Origin of the sequence: Methyloversatilis sp. MC4-4, assembly GCF_049843555.1 — a bacterium.
GTDB classification, from domain to species: domain Bacteria; phylum Pseudomonadota; class Gammaproteobacteria; order Burkholderiales; family Rhodocyclaceae; genus Methyloversatilis; species Methyloversatilis discipulorum_B.
Genome location: NZ_JBBHZK010000002.1, coordinates 1072911 through 1088920, shown reverse-complemented (window position 1 = coordinate 1088920; position 16010 = coordinate 1072911). Strand labels below are relative to the sequence as shown.

14 protein-coding genes are annotated in these 16010 nt (G+C 67.9%); 11 read left to right on the top strand and 3 right to left on the bottom strand.

Annotated elements, in window-relative coordinates:
• Positions 1–55 precede the first annotated feature (55 nt).
• Positions 56–841, bottom strand: a complete 786-nt coding sequence (locus tag WDZ97_RS11870) for a sulfite exporter TauE/SafE family protein (RefSeq protein WP_304001119.1) — start codon at positions 839–841, stop codon at positions 56–58.
• Positions 842–950: 109 nt separating this feature from the next.
• Here WDZ97_RS11870 and WDZ97_RS11865 point away from each other — a divergent pair, with 109 nt between their 5' ends.
• The 4 genes from WDZ97_RS11865 to xdp1 all read left to right on the top strand — a co-directional run bounded on the left by WDZ97_RS11865 (position 951) and on the right by xdp1 (position 6341).
• Positions 951–1874 (top strand): CysB family HTH-type transcriptional regulator, encoded by a 924-nt coding sequence (locus tag WDZ97_RS11865; RefSeq protein WP_304001118.1) that lies wholly within the window; start codon positions 951–953, stop codon positions 1872–1874.
• A 67-nt stretch (positions 1875–1941) separates the two neighbouring features.
• Positions 1942–2511: an alkaline phosphatase PhoX gene (locus tag WDZ97_RS11860; protein ID WP_425762877.1), complete on the top strand. Its 570-nt coding sequence runs from the start codon at positions 1942–1944 to the stop codon at positions 2509–2511.
• A gap of 106 nt (positions 2512–2617) precedes the next feature.
• Entirely contained in the window at positions 2618–5425 is a 2808-nt protein-coding gene (gene prsT, locus WDZ97_RS11855; RefSeq protein WP_425762876.1) for an XrtA/PEP-CTERM system TPR-repeat protein PrsT, read from the top strand.
• Positions 5426–5564: 139 nt separating this feature from the next.
• Complete coding sequence (gene xdp1 / locus WDZ97_RS11850) at positions 5565–6341, top strand: exosortase-dependent surface protein XDP1 (protein WP_425762875.1); 777 nt, start codon at positions 5565–5567, stop codon at positions 6339–6341.
• A 57-nt stretch (positions 6342–6398) separates the two neighbouring features.
• On the opposite strand, the gene WDZ97_RS11845 is transcribed toward xdp1, so the two are convergent.
• The gene (locus WDZ97_RS11845) at positions 6399–8240 is read right to left on the bottom strand and encodes an ABCB family ABC transporter ATP-binding protein/permease (RefSeq protein ID WP_425762874.1); all 1842 of its coding nucleotides are present in this window, start codon (positions 8238–8240) and stop codon (positions 6399–6401) included.
• A 246-nt stretch (positions 8241–8486) separates the two neighbouring features.
• A complete protein-coding gene (locus WDZ97_RS11840; RefSeq protein WP_425762873.1) occupies positions 8487–9728 on the bottom strand; it encodes an MgtC/SapB family protein in 1242 nt (413 codons plus the stop codon).
• A gap of 86 nt (positions 9729–9814) precedes the next feature.
• Here WDZ97_RS11840 and WDZ97_RS11835 point away from each other — a divergent pair, with 86 nt between their 5' ends.
• The 7 genes from WDZ97_RS11835 (at position 9815) to WDZ97_RS11805 (ending at position 16005) form a co-directional block, all read left to right on the top strand.
• Positions 9815–10018, top strand: a complete 204-nt coding sequence (locus tag WDZ97_RS11835; RefSeq protein ID WP_304001112.1) for a heavy-metal-associated domain-containing protein — start codon at positions 9815–9817, stop codon at positions 10016–10018.
• Positions 10019–10386: 368 nt separating this feature from the next.
• Entirely contained in the window at positions 10387–10869 is a 483-nt protein-coding gene (locus WDZ97_RS11830; protein WP_304001111.1) for an MSMEG_0572/Sll0783 family nitrogen starvation response protein, read from the top strand.
• A gap of 298 nt (positions 10870–11167) precedes the next feature.
• A complete protein-coding gene (locus WDZ97_RS11825) occupies positions 11168–12205 on the top strand; it encodes a Nit6803 family nitrilase (protein ID WP_425762872.1) in 1038 nt (345 codons plus the stop codon).
• Positions 12126–13262 (top strand): MSMEG_0568 family radical SAM protein, encoded by a 1137-nt coding sequence (locus WDZ97_RS11820; protein ID WP_425762871.1) that lies wholly within the window; start codon positions 12126–12128, stop codon positions 13260–13262. Before WDZ97_RS11825 ends, WDZ97_RS11820 begins: the two co-directional genes overlap by 80 nt.
• Positions 13249–13824 carry an MSMEG_0567/Sll0786 family nitrogen starvation N-acetyltransferase gene (locus WDZ97_RS11815; RefSeq protein ID WP_425762870.1) on the top strand — a complete coding sequence of 192 codons (576 nt, stop codon included), beginning with the start codon at positions 13249–13251 and terminating at the stop codon, positions 13822–13824. The genes WDZ97_RS11820 and WDZ97_RS11815 overlap by 14 nt, the downstream gene beginning before the upstream one ends.
• The gene (locus tag WDZ97_RS11810) at positions 13821–14831 is read left to right on the top strand and encodes a sll0787 family AIR synthase-like protein (RefSeq protein ID WP_425762869.1); all 1011 of its coding nucleotides are present in this window, start codon (positions 13821–13823) and stop codon (positions 14829–14831) included. Before WDZ97_RS11815 ends, WDZ97_RS11810 begins: the two co-directional genes overlap by 4 nt.
• Positions 14824–16005, top strand: a complete 1182-nt coding sequence (locus WDZ97_RS11805; protein ID WP_425762868.1) for an MSMEG_0565 family glycosyltransferase — start codon at positions 14824–14826, stop codon at positions 16003–16005. The genes WDZ97_RS11810 and WDZ97_RS11805 overlap by 8 nt, the downstream gene beginning before the upstream one ends.
• Positions 16006–16010 lie beyond the last annotated feature (5 nt).

Here is a 16010-nt window from a genome sequence, read left to right as displayed (position 1 = left end):
AAGGGTGGTCCAGTCATGGGTGTCCGACCCATGCCGGACTACCCGTTGCCCTCTTTCAGCCTAGAAGGTTCAGGCTCAGTTTTCCGCCGATGCCGAACAGCATGCTGGCCAGCAGCGGACGCAGGAATCGTTCGGGCATGCGCGCCGCGATCTGGCTGCCGAGCGCGATGCCGGGCAGCGAACCGACCAGCAGCGCGCCGAGCAGCGTCCAGTCGACATTGCCCAGCCACCAATGGCCCATGCCAGCCACCAGGGTCAGCGGCACGGCATGCGCGATGTCGCTGCCGACGATGCGCACGGCAGACAGCCGCGGATAGAGAAATACCAGTGCCGCCGTGCCAAGCGCGCCAGCGCCCACCGAAGAGATCGTCACCAGCAGACCCAGCACTGCGCCGGTGGCGATGGTCAGCACCCGCAGATGGCGTTCGCGGAATTCGCCGATGCCCGGCCGCTCGGCCAGAGCCTGCAGACGGGCTCGGAAAAGCAGCGCGCACGCAGTCAGAACAAGCGCCACACCGAGCGTACCGCTGATCAGCGACTGGCTGCCATAGGCCGAGCCGGAATGCGTCGATAACCACCACAGCGTCAGCGCCGCCGCCGGCACGCTGCCGGTGCCCAGCGCAGCGACGATGCGCCAATCCACTGTTCCATTGCGACCATGCACGACCGCACCGCCCGCCTTGGTCACGGCCGCGTACAGCAGATCGGTGCCGACCGCGACCGCCGGGTGGATACCGAACAGCAGCACCAGCAGCGGCGTCATCAGCGAACCGCCGCCCACGCCGGTCAGACCGACGATGGCGCCGACGAAAAAGCCAGCGACCGAATAACCGAAATCCATGAATGCACTTTCTGCACTTTAAGGCGACCGAGGGTAGCGGCCTTCGAAGATAATTGGAAATGCTTTGAAGTAAGATCGAAATGACTTCCAGTGCTAATTGGAGTGGGACATGAACCTGCAACAGCTGCGTTACATCGCCGAAGTCGCCCAGCGCAACCTGAACGTGTCCGAGGCGGCGCGCGCGCTGCACACCTCGCAGTCCGGCGTGTCGCGGCAGATCAGCCTGCTGGAGGAGGAGCTTGGCGTCGATGTGTTCGTGCGCCAGGGCAAGCGACTGGTGGCGATCACCCGACCCGGCGAGGAGGTGGTCGCCATTGCCCGCCGCATGCTGCGCGACATCGGCGCGCTGCGTCAGGTTGGTGATGAATACGCCAGCGGCGACCTGGGGCGGCTGTCGATCGCCACTACCCATACCCAGGCGCGCTACGTGCTGCCGCGCGTGCTGTCGGAGTTCCTGCGCGCCCACCCCGGGGTGCAGATCGAACTGCACCAGGGCAATCCGACGCAATGCTGCGAATTCGTGCTGTCCGGCGCGGCGGATCTGGCGATCGCGACCGAAGCGATCGACGACTACGAACAATTGGTCAGCCTGCCCTGTTACCAGTGGAACCGCTGCCTGATCGCGCCACCCGGTCATCCGCTGCTCGACGTGAAACCGCTGACACTGGAAGCGATCGCCGCCTGGCCGCTGATCACCTATGACTTTTCCTTCACCGGCGGATCGCGCGTGAACCAGACCTTCGCCGAGCGCGGGCTGACGCCGCGTGTAGCGCTCAGCGCAATCGACGCCGACATCATCAAGACGTACGTGGCGCTGGGTCTCGGCGTCGGCATCGTCGCGCAGATGGCGTTCGATCCGGAGCAGGACCGCGGACTGCGCGCGGTCGATTGCGCCCATCTGTTCGAGTCGAGCACCACGCGTATCGGTCTGCACCGCAACGCCTGGTTGCGCGGCTACACCTACGCCTTCATCGAGGCCTTCGCCGCCTCGCTCACCCGTGATGTGGTCGACCGGGCGCTCGGCCGCGGCTGAAGGTTTTCATCGGCCGGTAACTTCGCCGGGCGACAGTGTCGGAATTGTTTCCACTCAAGATCCGACCATGACCGTGGCGCCCCTGCATCCCCTCCATCTCGATCCGACCGGCCGACATGCCGTACTGGCCGGCGTTACCTACCTTGCAAGCGCACCGCTGCAGGCAAAGGACGGGCGCTGCGTGCTCTATCTGACCGAGGCCGCCCAGCCCGAGCACGTCTATAAATTCATCGGCCCGCTGCCGGATGGTGGGGCGCTGCAACATGGCGCGCTCTACGTCGCACGACTGGGCGACGCCGGCCACGGGCGCTGGTTGCCGCTGGTGCCCGCGCGCCAGGGCTTCCTGCTATGGGACGCACAGCTGAACGTGGCCGATGTGCTGGCCCGCCCTGCCGACGCCGCCCGCCGGGCGGGCGCCAGCCGCATCGACGCGCTGTTCTGCGTGCAGGCGCGCGCGGACGGTGGTCAGCTTCTCTTGTGCGACCACGCAGGCGCGGCACTGGTCTGGCGCGAGGCGCTGGGCGATGCGGCCAGTCTCAGCTTTGCCTGGCAAGGGGCGGCGCCGTGCAGCGACAGGCCCGCCGCAGCGCTTTCGCCGGATCGCACTCGCCACGATACGCAGCCGGTCGCCGGCTGACCGGCCTGCGCACGCCGTCCTCCGCGCGGCTCCCGTGACGCGGTCGCGGGCGGCAGCGGCGGGCTGCGGCCTATACTCCGGCGTCTGTTTACATCGACAGCCGCCCATGACCCGCTTCCGCTTCTCCCTCGTCGCAGCGCTGTGCGCTGCCGGTCTGCTTGGCGCTGGACCGCTGCAGGCGGCCGACGGTGCCAGCCGCTACTACGAGGATGCCCTGGTCCGCTTCGAACGCAAGGACGACGCCGGCGCCATCATCCAGCTCAAGAACGCACTGAAGGCCGATCCCGGCTTTCTCGCCGCGCACATGCTCATGGGGCGTGCGGCGCTGCGCAAGGGTGACTACGCAGCGGCCGAGGTCGCGCTGAACGAGGCGCGTCAGCGCGGCGTGTCGCGTGCCGAGTACATCGTTCCGCTGGCGAACCTGCTGGTATCGACCGGGCGCCAGAAGGAAGTGATCGACACGCTGTCGCCGGACGATCTGCCGCCCGGAATCCGTTACGAAGTGATCGTGCTGCGCGCCAAGGCGCATCTGGAACTGGGTCAGTATCCGCAGGCCTTGTCGACGGTGCGCGAGGCGCGTGCGCTGAATCCGTCGTCCGCCTCGGCGGTCGTGATGGAGTCGCGCATTGCGCTTCAGGCTGGTCGCCCTGCGGAGGCGGCCACGATGGCCGAACAGGCGACCACGCTGGCACCCAATGATTCCGACGCCTGGGGCATGCGTGCCGCGGTTGCCTACGCGACCGCACAACTGCCGGTGGCCCTGTCGCATTACGACCGCGCGCTGCAGCTGGCACCCGACAACAGCGAAGCCTTGCTCGGCCGCAGCTCGGTGCTGATGGACCTCGGGCGCATGCCGGAGGCCAAGCAGTCCTTGCTGACCTTGTCCAAAGTCGATGTGAACGAGCCGCGCTCAGCCTACCTGCGCGCGGTGATCGCGGAATCGGAAGGCGACCGTGCGGCGGCGCGCAAGCTGCTCGGCGAGGTGGTCGGGCTGGTCGATCCTTTGCCGCGGTCGGTCCTGACCAGCCGCTCCCATCTGGCGCTGATCGCCGGCCTGTCACATCTGAGCCTCGGTGGGGCGGTCAAGGCCAAGGAGTATTTCGAACTGCACATCCGCTTCTTCCCGTCGCAGATGGCGGCACGCAAGCCCCTGGCGTCGCTGCAGATCGCGATGGGTGAAGCGGCCGCGGCCGTGTCGACGCTCGAACCGCTGATGCGTACGGCAAGCGGTGCGCGTGATCCCGAGGCACTGACGCTGATGGCCAGCGCGTACAGCCGCCTGAAGCGCCACCAGCAGGCGACCGAACTGCTCGAGCAGGCGGCAAAGCTGGGCGCGTCCTCGCAGACACAGACCTCGCTCGGGTTGAGCCTGATCGACGCGAAGCAGACTGCGCTCGGCATCGAGCAACTGCGCAATGTGCTGAAACAGGATCCCGGTCAGGCGCGCGCCAGCACCGCGCTGGCGCTCGTTGCGCTGCGCGACAGCCAGCCGCGCAAGGCGGTCGAACTGATGGAGGCGGTGGTCAAACGCGAGCCGGACAATCTCGCGGCGCTGAACCTGCTTGGTGTGTCGCGCGCGGCGGCCGGCGACTTCGCCGGCGCACGCAAGGCCTACGACAAGGCACTCGCCGCCGACCGCAATTTCGACAGCGTCAAGCTCAACCTGGCCAAGCTCGAAGTTGCCGAGGGCAAGCCCGATCAGGCTCGTGCGCGCCTCGATGCGTTGATCAAGGAAAAACCCAACAGCGCCTCGGCGCTTTACGAAAAGGCCATGCTCGACGCCGCGACAGGGCGCGCCGCGGACGCGCTGCGCGGCCTCGAAACCCTGCACGACAAGCACCGCAACCATGTCGAAGGCCATGTCGCGCTGATCGAGCTCTACCTGCAGACCGGCGCGTCGGACAAGGCGCTGGAAGCAGCCAAGGGCGTCAGCCAGGGACAGCCGGGCTATCTGGCCATCCAGGCGGCACTGGCCCGTGTGCAGCTGGCGCGCGGCGACGCGGCCGGCGCGCGTGCCACGCTGACCTCGATGACCCGGGTTGCCGATTTCGATCCGTCAGCCCAGTACCGCATCGCCCAGCTGCAGCGCATGGCCGGCAATCCGGCCGGCGCCAGCTACAGTCTGGAGAAGGCCCTGCAGGGCGATCCGAACTATCTGCCCGCCAGAATCATGCAGGGCGAGCAGATGCTGGCCGAAGGGCAGCTCGACAAGGCGGAGGCGCGTGCGCAGGAACTGCTCAAGTCACCGGCCGCGCCCGCCGAGGTGCACCGACTGGCGGGCGATGTCGCGATGGCGCGCGGCCAGTGGCAGAACGCGATCACCCACTACCGGAACGGCCTCGGCAAGGGCGGCAACGTCGAACTGGCGGGGGGGCTGTACGAAGCGCATCGTCGTGCCGGCAACGCGGCCCAAGGGCGGGCGGCAGTGGAGACGCTGGTCAAGGAGCGTCCGCGCGATCTGGCATTCAAGCTGCTGCTGTCGCAGGCGCAGACCGACGCCGGCATGCTGCGCGAGGCAAAGGCAACACTGGAAGCCGTGCTGAAAACGGGCGGCGATTCGGCGCCGGTGCTCAACAACCTGGCTAATCTGCAATGGCAGACCAAAGACGCAGCTGCGCAAGCGACGGCCGAACGCGCGTTCAAACTGGCGCCGGCAGACCCGCTGGTGCTCGACACGCTGGGCTGGATACTGGCGCAGAAGGGCCAGACTGACGCCAGCCTGCGCCACTTGCGCGAGGCGCGATTGCGCAGTCCGCAGAACCCGGAAATCCGCTATCACCTCGCCTGGGTGCTGGCGAAGACCGGCCGGAAGGCAGAGGCCCTGCAGGAACTGGACGCCGCGCTGCAGCCGGGCCGGACCTTCCCGGATGCGGACAAGGCCAGGGCGCTGCGCAGCGAGCTCGGCGGACGATGAAACATCTTGTCGAAATTATTTACAGCACACATTTTCACAGTCTTCATGTTGTTGTTTTTAAAAGATTAAGTACTTCTGGCCCTAAAATTGCTAGGAAGGTATCAAGACAGCAATGTCCCCTTCTGACCAAGGAAAGACAATGAACAAGAAACTGATCAATGCAATCGGCGCCGTGGTGATCGCGGGTTTTGCCGGTGCGGCCTCGGCGGCGCAGTACAGCTGGTCGTTCACCTCGACCGCTACCTCGCACGTCGGCGCCAGTGGTTTCGGCTCCAACATCTCCGAATATTCGTCGATGACCTACACCAACGGCGCAGGCCAGTCGGTGAACATCCAGGGCTTCGCCAACACCGCTTCGGGTTCGACCATCGAGCGCGCCTACCTGACCTACCAGGGCAGCAGCGGTCTGGGCATGACGAGCCGTGATTCCTCCTCGAACGACGAGGTGAACAGCTACGGTTACGCGACCAATCCCGATCACGCCATGGACAACGAAGGCGCGATGGAAGGCATGCTGTTCTCGTTCGGTTCGGAAATGAATCTGAATCTGGTCGACATCGGCTGGTTCAGCGGCGATTCCGACATCACGGTGTATGCATATACCGGAGCCTCCGTGGCTGATATCAATACCACGGTGACGGGCAAGACCTTCTCGACGCTGAGCGGCTGGACCAAGATCGGCGACTTCACCGGCAACAGCGACCCGCGCAGCACGACCAACGGCACCTACTCGCGCTACTGGCTGGTGACGCCGGGTTCGTCGTCGGACTACAAGGACTACATCAAGCTGGCTGGCGTGACCGCAACGACCAAGCCGACCACGCCGCCGCCGGCCGTTCCGGAACCGGCGTCGCTGGCGCTGATCGGCACCGCACTGGCAGGCATGATCGCGGTGCGTCGTCGCAAGACGGCCTGAGCGGATCTCCCCGCACCTGAAAAACCGCGCTTCGGCGCGGTTTTTTTTCGCCTTCTTTCAGAGCGTGGTGCCGTCCTCTTCCTGTGCCTGCAAGGCCCACATCTGGGCGTAGGCGCCATCCAGCGCCAGCAGTTCGCTGTGACTGCCGCGTTCGATGATGCGGCCGGCGTCCATCACCAGGATCTGGTCGGCGTCCATGATGGTGGACAGCCGATGCGCGATGATGAGCGTCGTGTGGCCGCGCGCCACCTGTTCGAGCTGGCCCTGGATCGCCTGTTCGGTCTTCGAGTCGAGCGCTGAAGTGGCTTCGTCGAAGATCAGTATCGGCGGGTTCTTCAGCAGCGCGCGGGCGATGGCCACCCGCTGCTTCTCACCGCCCGACAGTTTCAGCCCGCGCTCGCCCACCTTGGTTGCATAGCCGTCCGGCAGCTTCTGCACGAAGTCGTGCAGTTGCGCGGCGCGGCTGGCGGCCTCGACCTCGGCGGCGGACGCCGTGACCCGGCCGTACTGGATGTTGTAGTGGATGCTGTCGTTGAACAGCACCGTGTCCTGCGGAACGATGCCGATGGCGCCGCGCAGGCTGTCCTGCGTGAGCTGGCGGATGTCGGTGCCGTTGATCGTGATGCGACCGCTGCCTTCGGCCACGTCGTAGAAGCGGTAGAGCAGTCGCGCCAGCGTCGATTTGCCGGAGCCCGAGTGGCCCACGACGGCAACGCGATGGCCGGCCGGTATCGTGAAATCGACGTCGTGCAGAATCTGCCGTGCCGGCTCGTAGCTGAAATTCACCTGCTGGAAGCGTACCTCGCACGGGCCGTCGGCCAGCGTCAGCGCGTCCGGCGCGTCAGCGACTTCGCGGTGCGTTTCCATCAGCGCGAACATGCGCTCGATGTCGGTCAGCGACTGGCGGATTTCGCGGTACAGCACGCCGAGGAAGTTCAGCGGAATATAGAGCTGGATCATGAAGGCATTGACCAGCACGATGTCGCCGATGGTCATGCGGCCTTCGGCCACGCCGACCGTGGCGCGCCACATCATCAGCGTCACGCCGATGGCGATGATGAAGGCCTGGCCCATGTTGAGCCAGGACAGAGACACCTGGCTGCGCTCCTGCGCGCGTTGCCAGCGCACCAGCTGTTCGTCGTAGCGGCGCGCCTCGAAGTCCTCGTTGTTGAAGTACTTCACCGTCTCGTAATTGAGCAGGCTGTCGATCGCCCGCGTATTGGCGGCCGAATCCAGTTCGTTCGCCTCGCGCCGTATCGTCGTGCGCCAGTTGGTCACGGTGACGGTGAAGGTGATGTAGAGCGCCAGCGTGACGAAGGTGATCAGCGCGAAGCTCGCTTCGTACTTCACCGCGAGGATGCTCAGCACCAGCCCGATCTCGACCAGCGTCGGCAGGATGGAGTACAGCGTGTAGCTGATCAGCGAGCCGATCGCCCGCGTGCCGCGCTCGATGTCGCGCGTCAGGCCGCCGGTCTGGCGTTCCAGGTGGAAGCGCAGTGACAGCGCGTGCAGATGGCGGAACACCTGCAGCGAAATGCGCCGCACCGCCTGCTGGGTGACGCGCGAAAACACGATTTCGCGCAGTTCGGTCAGCATCGAAGTCGAGAAGCGCAGCGCACCATAGGCGGCCAGCAGACCCAGTGGCACCAGCAGCGGCGCTGCTTCGAGCGCCGCGCGGCTGCTGGCGGCTGCCGGCGCCAGCGCGTCGATGATCTGCTTGAACACCAGGGGCACCGCGACGTTCGAGCCCTTGGCCAGTACCAGACAGGCAAGCGCGATCAGCACGCGCCATTTGTAGGCCCAGAGGTAAGGCAGCAGGTTGCGGATGGTTTCGGAATCGCGGCGGCGGGCGCCCGGCACGGTCGCGGCGGGCAGGGGGGCGGTGGCAGATCGTCTCATGGCCGGATTCTACGGGCTGCGCGGCCGCGTGCCAGCGCTATCGAAGCCGGCGCAGGCCAGGTGCATGCCTGCCGTGGAGGCGCGGGGCCTTTTGCTGCGGCCGCCGCGCTTGTACGGCCGCGTTACCGGGGCGCCGGCCGAGTCGAGGTCTGCAGACCGCTCTCACAAGGTGCTCGCCGCCGTGCCGATCACGCGGCTTCGCAGCAACGACCCTCGGCAGCGCCGAACAGCGTGTGCCGCCAGCCCTCAGACCAGCAGCGTCAGCCAGGCGGCACCGACCGACAGCAGCACGCCGGGCACGACCTGCAGGGCGAAGGCGCGGTCACCGGTGGTGACGGCGACGATGAGCTTGCTCGACGCATTGGTGGTGAAGCCGGCCAGTATCGGCAGCACCGCCTGCTCGGCCGTGATGCGGCCGCCGGCCTGCAGCGAGGCAACCGCGGCCGCCGCCGAATGGGCGTCGGCGAAGCCTGCCAGCGCTGCCGCCAGGCCTGCACCGCTGGCGCCGTAGCGGTCGGTCAGGAAGGCGGTGATCAGCAGCAGCACGCCCATCGTGGCGGCGAACAGCATGGCCAGCCGCGGGTTGAAGGGCCGGCCGGGCGGCGGCGTGTCGCCGTCGCGCGTCCGCACGCTGCGCAGCGCGATCAGCAGGCCGTAGGCCGCGGCGGCGACACCGGCCGCCAGCAGCGGCAGCGCTATCGCACGCAGCACGGCCGGACTGGTCGCCGCCAGCAGCACGGCGAGATAGACCACAGTCGCCAGCGACGACAGTACGGCGCCGGACACCGCGCCCGCGCGCAGCGCCGGGTCGCGTCGCGCTTCGGCACCCATGGCGGCGATGGTGGCGGTGCTCGACACGAAACCCGAGGCGAAGCCGGCGAAAGTGAGGCCGAGCGCCGGACCGGCCGCGCGCAGCGCGATATGGCCGCAGGCGTTGATCGCCATCATCAGTACCGCCAGCGTCCACAAGGTGCGCGGGTTGATCGCCCCGAGCGGGTCGACCGTGCGGTCGGGCACCAGCGGCAGGATGACCAGCGCGGCAGCGGCCAGCAGCAGGCCGTCGTGCACCTCCTGTTCCGACAGCACGCGTACGACGAAGCGGTGCAGCTGGCTGCGCGCGGCCAGCGCGATCGCGACCAGCACACCGATGCCGATCGCCAGCCGCGCGTCGTGCATGGCCAGCGCACCGAGCATGAAGGTGAGCACCAGCGCGATTTCAGTGGTGAGGCCCGGGTCGTCCTCGCGCGAGCGGCGGTAGGACACGATGGCCAGCACGCCGACCACGGCGGCCAGCACGGCCAGCGTCGCGCCGCCGCCGAGCAGCATCGCGAGTGCGCCCAGCAGCGAGGTCAGCGTGAAGGTGCGCAGGCCGGCCGCGGCGCGGGCCGGGCCCTCGCCCTTGCGGCGCTCGCGCTCGATGCCGATGAGCAGGCCGATGCCGAGCGCGGCGGCCAGGCCGGTCAGCCGCGGATCGATGTCGGTGGGCATGGCAGGTGACGGAATGAGCTCATACCATTACCTTACCCGACGGCGCGCCGGTCTCCGGCCGCCGCATGTTGCGGAGACCTCTATCCATGCACACCACCGTGATCACCGTCGACGGCCTCGAAAGCGAGGACTGCGTCCATGAAATCACCAACGTGATCCACGAACTGCCCGGCATCAACACGGTCGAGGTCGCGCTGGCGACCGGCACCGTCAGCGTCGAGCACAGCCCGCTGGTCAGCGAAGCCGATATCCGGCAGGTGCTGGAAGACGAGGGCTACGCGCTCAAGTAGCCCACGCCGCACCCGCGTCAAGCCGCGCCAGCCGGCACGTTCGCGGGCCCGTCACATGCCTTTGGCGTAAGACGCATCGCCACAGCCGGCTCGGCGCGATCGCCAATGATCGGGTGCATTGATCGCATCCGCGTGCTTCATTCCGGTGCGTGCTCGAGCCTCTAAATCCATGCTTTGAAAAGGGTTTTTCAACCCCGCGCGGGGTGCGTGCGGCCGCAAGGCGGCGTGTGCATCCATTGATCGCATATTGATTGCACTCATCCGGGCGCCGGTGGCACGGCGCATGCGAATGGAAGGGCGAGCGTCTGAAGGACAGTCAATGTTCCGGACGCCACTTTCCTGATCGCATATCACCACCGGAGATTGCCATGCCCAAAGTCACCCGCCCCGCCAACGAGAAGGGCGAATTCCTCGTCGACTACGAAGAGAAGGTGTTCGAGGACGTGAAGGCCGAGCCCGGCGAGAAGGCGCTGGTCACCTTCCACACCGTCGCCTTCGAGGGGTCCATCGGTTTCGTCAATCTGCTGCAGGCCACGCGACTGCAGCGCAAGGGTTTCGACACCTCGGTGCTGTTGTACGGCCCGGGCGTCACGCTGGGCGTGAAGCGCGGCTTCCCGACGCTGGGCGACGAAGCCTTCCCCGGCCACCAGAACTTCAACAAGCAGATTTCGAAGTTCATCGAGGAAGGCGGCAAGGTATATGCATGCCGCTTCGCGCTGCAGGCGCTGTACGGCCACGGCGAAGGCGCGCTGATCGAAGGCATCCGTCCGATCAATCCGCTGGATGTGCTGGACATCATCCTGCTGCATCGCAAGGACAACGCCTTCATCCTCGATACCTGGACGCTGTGATCATGGGCGCCCGCACTTTCTTCGGAGCGCGGCATCCCTGCGCCATATTGCCGATCGGGCCGCGTCGGGACGAGCGGACCGCCGAGGCAAGGGCGGGCGGCGCCTGGCCGTGGGGCTCCGCTTCAGACTCGCCGCGCGTGGCGGCGACCGCGAATGCGTCGCCTCGCGCCTCGGGCACCTGGCCGTGGGAGGGCGCGACCGTTCTTCCCGCTGACCCGCGGTCGGATTCTGGCGCGGGCGTTCGCGGCGTGTCGCAAGCGGTCCGTCGTGAAGCGATCAATGGATCGGGGCGCCGGCCATGAGCGCGCCGCGCATCATCCGCGCTGCGGCCATCCAGATCGCGCCCGATCTCGAATCCACCGACGGTACGCTGGCCCGCGTGCTGGAGGCGATCGACGAGGCGGCGGACCGCGGCGCGCAGCTGGCCGTGTTTCCGGAAACCTTCGTGCCCTACTACCCGTACTTCTCCTTCGTACGGCCACCGGTGCAGATGGGCGCCGACCACCTGAAGCTGTACGAGCGGGCGGTGACGGTGCCCGGGCCGGTCACGCAGGCGGTCGCGGAGAAGGCGAAGTCGCGTGGCATTGTCGTGGTGCTCGGCGTGAACGAGCGCGACCACGGCAGCCTGTACAACACGCAGCTGGTGTTCGACGCCGACGGCAGTCTGCGGCTCAAGCGTCGCAAGATCACGCCGACCTACCACGAGCGCATGGTGTGGGGGCAGGGCGACGCCGCCGGGCTGAAGGTGGTCGACACCGCCGTCGGCCGGCTCGGCGCCCTCGCCTGCTGGGAACACTACAACCCGCTGGCGCGCTACGCGCTGATGACCCAGCACGAAGAAATCCACTGCGCCCAGTTCCCGGGCTCGATGGTCGGCCAGATCTTCGCCGACCAGATGGAAGTGACCATCCGCCACCACGCGCTGGAATCCGGCTGCTTCGTCATCAATTCCACCGGCTGGCTCAGCGACGAACAGATCCAGTCCATCACGCCGGACGCTGGCCTGCAGCGGGCGCTGCGCGGCGGCTGCCACACCGCCATCGTGTCGCCCGAAGGGGTCCATCTGGCGCCGCCGCTGACAGAAGGCGAAGGCATGGTGGTGGCCGATCTCGACATGGCGCTGGTGACCAAGCGCAAACGCATGATGGATTCGGTCGGGCACTACGCGCGGCCGGAACTGCTGAGTCTGGCCATCAACGACCGGCCCGCCTCGACCACGGTCGCCCTGCACGACACCTCACTCCGGAGCACTGCCGATGAGCACGATCACGACCCCCGACGCCTCCAGCCGGCAACTGATGACGGACCTGCAGTCGTACGGCTTGCGGCTGGCTGATCCGAAGGCCGGCGCACCCAGCCGCCGCGGTGGCGCGGGGCCGTCCGACCACAAGGCGGTGACGGTGGATGGCGTCACCATCATGGTGCCGGTGCATACCGGCAGCGCCTTTGCGTCGCCCTTCACGGCCGACGCACCGGACGCCGACGGCCGCGTGCAGATCCGCCGCGGCCACATTCCGATCGCGCTGGCGAGCTTTCCGAAGCAGCCGCGCTTCTATGCCTTGCAGACCCTGGACGGCATTCCGTATTCGCATATCGCGACGCTGCACGGCGCGGACGTGCTGGCGACCACGGTGCTGCAGACCTGCATTCGCTACGAAAGCCGACGCAAGGCCTGCAAGTTCTGTTCGATCGGCCAGTCGCTGGCGGCCGGCCGCACCATCGCGCACAAGACGCCCGAGCAGCTGGCCGAAGTGGCGCGCGCCGCCGTGTTGCTCGACGGCGTCAAGCACATGGTCATGACCACCGGCACGCCGGCCACGCCAGACCGCGGTGCGCAGGTGCTGTGCGATTCGGCGTTCGCGGTGCGCGCCGCGGTCGATCTGCCGATACAAGGGCAGTGCGAACCGCCGGACGACGACCGCTGGTTTGCGCGCATGAAGGCGGCCGGCATCGACACGCTGGGCATGCACCTCGAAGTGGTGACGCCGGCGCTGCGCGAACAGATCATGCCGGGCAAGGCCACGGTGCCGATGGCGCGCTACATGGAGGCCTTCGCGGCGGCGGTCGAGGTGTTCGGCCGCGGTCAGGTGAGCAGCTACATCCTGGCCGGGCTGGGCGACACGAAGGAGGCCATCCTCGACATGAGCGCGCAACTGGTCGCGCTCGGCGTCTATCCCTTCGTCGTGCCCTTCGTGCCGATCAGCGGTACGCCGCTGGAAGACCATCCGGCCCCGACGCCGGACTTCATGCGTTCCATCCTGGCGCCGCTCGGCGAAATGGTGTCCGTCGCCGGGTTGCGTTCGACCGATATCAAGGCCGGTTGCGGCAAGTGCGGCGCCTGTTCGTCGCTGTCCTCGTTCGAACGCACGGAGGCCGCCCATGCTGTCGGCTGACGCGAAGGACCTGTGCGAACTGCCGCCACGCTTCGCGCCCTGCGAATTCCGCATCAAGTGGGCGCATGGCGACTGGGAACACGACCAGGCGATGCGGCTGCGCCGCGCCGTGTTCTGCGTCGAACAGGGCGTGTTCCCGGGCGACGACCGCGACGCCATCGACGACCATGCGCAGATCATCGTCGCGCTCGCCTGTGTCGGCGGCATGCCGGACCAGGTGGTCGGCACCGTGCGCATCCACGAAGACCGCGCGAGCGATCCCGGCCTGTGGTGGGGTTCGCGCCTTGCCGTGCATCCGGCCTTCCGCAGCCAGGGCCGGCTCGGTGCCACGCTGATCCGCCTCGCGGTGACCAGCGCGCACGCGCGCGGCTGCCATACCTTCCTCGCGCACGTGCAGGCGCAGAACCTGCCGCTGTTCCGCCGCCTGCACTGGACGCCGCTGCAGGCGGAAACGCTGCACGGCCGGCCGCACTGGCTGATGCAGGCGCAGCTCGATCATTACCCGCCGTGCTACGACGTCTACACCGGCTTCGTCGCGCGCAGCGCCGGAGCGTCGGCATGACGCAGCCCGCGATGTCGCTCACCGAACTGACCGATGCGCTGCGTGGCAGCCCGGGCTTCGCACACAAGCGCGACATTTCCGACGTGATGGCCGCGCTCGGTCGCGCGCTGCCCGGCGGCGTCGCCGACATGGCGCAAGCGGTGGCGGTCGGCGACGACTGCGCCGCCATCCCCGATCCGTCGGGCGAGGGCTGGCTGCTGTTCGCGATCGAAGGTCTGGTCGAGGAATTCGTCGCACGCATGCCGTGGTTCGCCGGCTACTGCGGCCTCATGGTCAATGTGAGCGACATCTGCGCGATGGGTGGCCGGCCGATCGCGGTGGTCGATGCGCTGTGGAGCGACGGTGCCGACAGTTCCGAGCCGGTGCTCGACGGTCTCGCCGCCGCGTCGGCGCGCTACGGCGTGCCCATCGTCGGCGGCCACAGCAACCACCGCGCCGCGCGGGGCCAGCTGGCGGTCGCGGTGTTGGGCCGCGCGCGCAAGCTCATCACCAGTTTCGACGCGCAGCCGGACGACGACCTCATCCTCGCCGTCGACCTGCGCGGCGCCTTCGAGGAACCGTATCCGTACTGGAATGCGTCGACCCGTGCGCCGGCCGAGCGGCTGCGCGGCGACATCGAAATACTGCCGCGCCTGGCCGAAGACGGCCTGTGCGACGCCGGCAAGGACGTGAGCATGGCGGGCGCCATCGGCAGCGCGCTGATGCTGCTCGAATGTTCGGGCGTCGGTGCGCAGATCGACCTCGACAGCATCCCGCGCCCCGATGGCGTGCCGCTGCTGCGCTGGCTGCTGTCCTTCCCCAGCTTCGGCTATGTGCTGTCGGTGCGTCCGCAGCAGCGGCTGCGCGTGCTCGAACGCTTCGCCGCGCGCGGCATCGCGGCGGCGCGCGTCGGCCGCGTCACCGCGGCGCCGGAGGTGTGGCTGACCCAGCGCGGTGAGCGGGCGCTGCTGTGGAACGTGAAGGACCAGCCCTTCATCCGCGCTCCGCGGGAGACCATCGATGTCTGAGCCGCTGCGCATCGGCCTGCTGACGCACTCGGTCAATCCGCGCGGCGGCGTCGTGCATACGATCGAGCTGGCGCAGGCGCTGCGTGCACAGGGCCATGAGGTGACCGTGTTCGCGCCTGCCGCCGACGGCCAGAGCCTGTTCCGCGCCATCGACTGCCGTTTCGAGCCGGTGCCGGTCGCTGCCGCCGCGCGCGACGTCGTCGGCATGGCTCGCTCACGCATCGCCGCCTTCGTCGACCACCTCTCGCCGCGTCTCGAACCCGCGACGTTCGACGTGCTGCACGCGCAGGACGGCCTCGGTGCGAATGCGCTCGCCACGCTGCAGCAGCGTGGACGGATCGCCGGCTTCGTGCGCACCGTGCATCACCTCGACCCGTTCGCCGACCCGCAGCTCGCCGCCTGGCAGACGCGTGGCGTGCTGGCTGCGCGCGCGGTGCTGTGCGTGAGCCGGCTGTGGCAGCAAGCCTTGCAGGACGATCTGGGCGTGCAGGCGCACTGCGTGAACAACGGCGTCGATCTGGTGCGCTACACGAGCACGCCGGATGCGCGTGACGGCGCACTGGCGCAGCGCCTCGGCCTGCGCGGCGGCCCGATTCTCCTCGCTGTCGGCGGCATCGAGACGCGCAAGAACACGCGCCGCGTGCTGCAGGCCTTCGCCCTGCTCAAGCCGTCGTTGCCGCAGGCACAGCTGCTGATCGCAGGCGGCGCCAGCCTGCTCGATCACGCCGACTACGCGCAGGCCTTCCGCGACGATGTGTACGCCAGCGGCCTGAGCGCCGGGGAGGGGGGCGACGTCGTCATCACCGGCGCGCTCGACGACGCCGACATGCCGTCGCTGTTCCGTCTCGCCGACGTGCTGGTGATGGCCTCCACGCGCGAGGGCTTCGGTCTGGTCGTGCTGGAGGCGCTGGCCAGCGGCACGCCGGTGGTCGCCTCGCGTATCGCACCGTTCACCGAATACCTGGACGACGACACCGCGAGCTGGGCCGACCCGCTCGACACCGCTTCGATCGCGCAGGCGATGCGGCACGCACTCGATCCCGCACGCGCCGCACTGCTGCGTACGCCGCCCGCTGTGTGCCGTCGCTACAGCTGGGCGGCCAGCGCCGCGCGCCACGTCGACCTGTACCGCGCGCTGTGCATCGCACCGGCGCGCCAAACCGAAACCGTCTGAGGACT